The organism is Pseudomonas sp. REP124, assembly GCF_020164475.1.
Classification (GTDB): Bacteria; Pseudomonadota; Gammaproteobacteria; order Pseudomonadales; family Pseudomonadaceae; genus Aquipseudomonas.
This window is the reverse complement of the sequence record NZ_JAIQWX010000258.1, coordinates 1-4,010: the sequence shown is the minus strand read 5'-3', so window position 1 is coordinate 4,010 and position 4,010 is coordinate 1. Positions and strand designations below refer to the sequence as shown.

The following is a 4,010-nucleotide window of genomic DNA, read 5'->3' as shown; positions in this document are numbered from 1 at the left end:
AACCTGTAGGAGCGAGGCTTGCCCGCGAAGAGGCCCTGAATCACACCACAAAGCCCAAACCGGTCTAGCTTTTGGCCGAACCACCACCTCCCGCCCTTGTTATAGTCGGGCCTCTTTTTTGCCTGCTAGAAGGATCCCCGGCATGTCTCAATACTCCGCGTTCAACGTCGAACTGGCCGATAACATCGCTCATGTACAGATCAACCGTCCGGAAAAGATCAACTCGATGAACGCTGCGTTCTGGAGCGAGATCGTCGAGATTTTCCAGTGGATCGATGACACCGACGAAGTTCGGGTGGTGGTGCTCAGTGGCGCCGGCAAGCACTTTTCCTCCGGCATCGACCTGATGATGCTGGCCGGCGTCGCCAATGAAATGGGCAAGGACGTCGGCCGCAACGCGCGCCTGCTGCGGCGCAAGATCCTCAACCTGCAAGCGTCCTTCAACGCCGTCGACAACTGCCGCAAGCCGGTGCTCGCGGCGATCCAGGGCTACTGCCTGGGCGGCGCCATCGACCTGATCGCCGCCTGCGATATGCGCTACGCCGCCGAAGACGCACAGTTCTCGATCAAGGAAATCGACATCGGCATGGCCGCCGACGTCGGCACGCTGCAACGCTTGCCGCGCATCATTGGTGACGGCATGCTGCGTGAACTGGCTTACACTGGTCGCAATTTCGGCGCCGAAGAAGCCCGTGGCATGGGCCTGGTCAATCGCGTCTACAGCGACACCGCCAGCCTGCTCGACGGCGTCATGGGCATCGCCCGCGAAATCGCGAGCAAGTCGCCGATCGCCATCGCCGGCACCAAGGAGATGATCAGCTACATGCGTGACCATCGCATCGATGACGGCCTGGAATACGTCGCTACCTGGAACGCCGCCATGTTGCAATCCAACGATTTGCGCGTGGCCATGGCCGCCCATATGAGCAAACAGAAACCCGAATTTCTGGATTGAGTGAAAAATGACCCCACGCTGGACCACTGCAGTACTGGACACCGATCAACCGGGCGGCTGGGCCGTAGCGCGCAGCCCGGAAGGCTTTTTGTTCGATGACAACGGCGCGCTGTTCCCCAGGGAATGGCTCAAGCGCCAGGACCTGCCGATTCTGGCCGAACATGGCATCGGTCATCTCGATGGCGAGCCGGTGTACCTGCTGGAACTGCGCAGTCACAGCGACGTTCCGGGCTGCAACTGGAAAGGTTTGCGGGCGTTCATGCTCGAAGGCGATCACACCCTCTTCAAGGTCCTGGGTTATGCCGCGCAGATCGGCACCTGGGCCCGCGAGCACCGCTTCTGCGGCAACTGCGGTCAGGCCATGACCCAGGTGTCGCGCGAGCGGGCGATGTATTGCGAGCCCTGCGATATGCGCAGCTATCCACGGATTTCACCGAGCATGATCGTGCTGGTGACCCGTGGCGATGAAGTGCTCCTGGCACGCTCGCCACGGTTCGTCAGCGGGGTCTACAGCACATTGGCGGGGTTTGCCGAGCCTGGCGAATCGGCCGAGGACTGCCTGATTCGCGAGGTGCGTGAAGAGGTGCGGATCGAGGTCAAGAACATCCAGTACATGGGCAGCCAGTGCTGGCCGTTCCCGCACTCGATGATGCTCGGCTTCCATGCCGAATATGCCGGGGGCGAGATTGTCTGCCAGGAGGACGAAATCGAGGATGCCCAGTGGTTCAACGTCCACGCGCTGCCGCCGTTGCCGGCGTCGCGCTCGATTGCCCGTTACCTGATCGACGTCTATGTGGCGCGGCGTTTAGGCCACGCTGAACCAGTGCTGCCAGGCTAACCGCACGGTCAGGCCCAGCACCACGGTGATGAACACCGGACGAATGAATTTCGCGCCGCCGCTGATGGCGGTGCGAGCCCCGAAGAACGCACCCACCATCACGGACAGGCCCATGCACAGGCCGATGATCCAGTCCACTTGCCCGGAAATCACGAACACCGTCAGCGCCGCGATGTTGCTGACGAAGTTCATGCTGCGCGCCACGCCGCTAGCTTTCACCAGATCGATCGGGTACATCAGCATGCTGCTGACCGTCCAGAACGCCCCGGTGCCGGGTCCCGCCACGCCGTCATAGAACCCGAGGGTGAAACCCTGGGTCGATTGCCATTTCTTCTTGATCGGTGCGTTGCTGTCCAGCGGCGCTTTCGGCGTGCCGCCAAACAACAGGTAGATGCCACAGGCGAAGACGATCACCGGCAGCATCTTGTTCAGCCATTCGGCGGGCAGGTAATGGGCAACCCCGGCGCCAGCCAGCGCGCCGACCAGGGTACCGATGATGGCGTGCATCCACTGCTTGGGGTGGAACAGCTTGCGGCGGTAGAAGGTAAAGCTGGCGGTGGCCGAGCCGAAGGTCGAACTGAGTTTGTTGGTGCCCAGCACCAGATGCGGCGGCAGGCCGGCGGTGAGCAACGCGGGGGTGGTCAACAGACCGCCGCCACCGGCGATGGCATCGATGAAACCGGCAATGAAAGCGACAAGGGCCAGAATGGCCAGGGTGAAGAGGTCAACGCTGAGTTCGAAAGGCATGGAATCGGGCTTACTTGGGCAGAGTGCAGCATGGGGCTGCGGGGAAGGGCGGATATGTTACGCCTATCCGGCTGCTGCGGCGACTGCTCTGGCCTCATCGCTGTAGGAGCGAGGCTTGCCCGCGAATGCGTCGGGTCAGTCAATGTCGATGTCGACTGACACATCGCTTTCGCGGGCAAGCCTCGCTCCTACGGCGTATCCCGTGTAGGAGCTGCCGAAGGCTGCGATCTTTTGATCTTTGAAAGATCGCAGCCTCGTTGCACTCGACAGCTCCTACAGGGGAGGGTGGGATTACAGACCGAGATCCGACAGTCCCGGGTGATCGTCAGGCCGGCGACCCAGTGGCCAGTGGTATTTACGCTCGCTTTCCTTGATCGGCATGTCGTTGATGCAGGCAAAACGGTGAGCCATCAGGCCGTTTTCGTCGAATTCCCAGTTTTCGTTGCCGTAGGAGCGGAACCAGTTGCCCGAATCGTCGTGCCATTCATAGGCGTAACGCACGGCGATGCGGTTGTCGGTGAAGGCCCAGAGTTCCTTGATCAGCCGATAATCCAGTTCCTTGGCCCATTTGCGGGTCAGGAAGGCCTTGGCTTCTTCGCGGTTGTTGGCGAATTCGGCGCGGTTACGCCATTTGGTGTCCAGGGTGTAGGCCAGCGATACCCGCTGCGGATCGCGGGAGTTCCAGCCATCTTCGGCCAGGCGGATTTTTTCGATGGCCGATTCACGGGTGAAAGGCGGCAATGGCGGACGAGCTTCGGCGTTTGACATTTCACGTCTCCGTATAAAGTTAAGTTCCAGCAAGTTGTCGGGCTTGAGCAAGTTGTTACAGGTCCAATAACTTTCGCGCCATGCATTGCGCATTATCGGCGGCACTGTGATCACCCATTACAAGCGCCACGGTTATGGCACCTTCGATCAGGATCAGCAGCTGTTTGGCCAGCGTTTGCGGATCGTCGGCGCCATGTTCTGTGCACAGCTCGCACACATAGTCGAGCAGCTTCTGTTTGTGGTCCCGGGCTACCTGGCGAACCGGGTCCTGCGGGTCACCCGTTTCGCCGCTGGTATTGATGAAAGCGCAGCCGCGAAAACCCTCGGATTCAAACCACGATTTCAATACCGTAAACAGGTTGAGCAGGCGGTCGGCCGGGGTCTCGGCCTGATCTACCGCATTTCTGTACCAGTGCATCCAGCGGATATCCCGGCGCATCAGGGCCGCGACCACCAGTTCGTCCTTGTTGGCGAAGTAGCGGTAGATGCTCTTTCTGGAGACGCCGGCGGTTTTCACCAGAAGATCCATGCCAGTGGCGGCGATGCCACCTTTGTAGATCAACTTTTCGGCGACATCCAGAATGATGTCTTGTGTGTCGTTGCTAGTGATTTCGTTCATGTTGCTTACAGTAGAACGATCGTTCTCCTTTGGCAAATTTTATTTTCTTCGTCTGATAAACCGCCTTCGCGAGCAAGCCCGCT

5 protein-coding genes are annotated in these 4,010 nt (G+C 60.0%); 2 read left to right on the top strand and 3 right to left on the bottom strand.

Annotated features, from left to right (window positions below):
- The first annotated feature begins 142 nt into the window (after positions 1-142).
- On the top strand, positions 143-955 hold the full coding sequence (locus tag K9857_RS29860; RefSeq protein ID WP_224542102.1) for a crotonase/enoyl-CoA hydratase family protein: 813 nt from the start codon (positions 143-145) through the stop codon (positions 953-955).
- Between the two features lie 7 nt (positions 956-962).
- Positions 963-1,793 (top strand): NAD(+) diphosphatase, encoded by an 831-nt coding sequence (nudC, locus tag K9857_RS29855; protein ID WP_224542101.1) that lies wholly within the window; start codon positions 963-965, stop codon positions 1,791-1,793.
- Here nudC and K9857_RS29850 read toward each other — a convergent pair.
- From K9857_RS29850 to K9857_RS29840, 3 genes are all read right to left on the bottom strand, one after another.
- Positions 1,761-2,540, bottom strand: a complete 780-nt coding sequence (locus tag K9857_RS29850) for a TSUP family transporter (RefSeq protein ID WP_224542100.1) — start codon at positions 2,538-2,540, stop codon at positions 1,761-1,763. The two genes, nudC and K9857_RS29850, sit on opposite strands and share 33 nt — an antisense overlap.
- Positions 2,541-2,831: 291 nt before the next feature.
- On the bottom strand, positions 2,832-3,308 hold the full coding sequence (locus K9857_RS29845) for a DUF1348 family protein (protein ID WP_224542099.1): 477 nt from the start codon (positions 3,306-3,308) through the stop codon (positions 2,832-2,834).
- 55 nt (positions 3,309-3,363) lie between these two features.
- Positions 3,364-3,927 (bottom strand): TetR/AcrR family transcriptional regulator, encoded by a 564-nt coding sequence (locus tag K9857_RS29840; RefSeq protein ID WP_224542104.1) that lies wholly within the window; start codon positions 3,925-3,927, stop codon positions 3,364-3,366.
- Between the last annotated feature and the right edge of the window lie 83 nt (positions 3,928-4,010).

Excerpts from the sequence above, each read along its gene's own strand:
- K9857_RS29840 (WP_224542104.1), bottom strand. The coding sequence starts at position 3,927 with ATGAACGAAATCACTAGCAACGACACACAAGACATCATTCTGGATGTC.
- K9857_RS29860 (WP_224542102.1), top strand. The coding sequence starts at position 143 with ATGTCTCAATACTCCGCGTTCAACGTCGAACTGGCCGATAACATCGCT.
- K9857_RS29845 (WP_224542099.1), bottom strand. The coding sequence starts at position 3,308 with ATGTCAAACGCCGAAGCTCGTCCGCCATTGCCGCCTTTCACCCGTGAA.
- nudC (WP_224542101.1), top strand. The coding sequence starts at position 963 with ATGACCCCACGCTGGACCACTGCAGTACTGGACACCGATCAACCGGGC.
- K9857_RS29850 (WP_224542100.1), bottom strand. The coding sequence starts at position 2,540 with ATGCCTTTCGAACTCAGCGTTGACCTCTTCACCCTGGCCATTCTGGCC.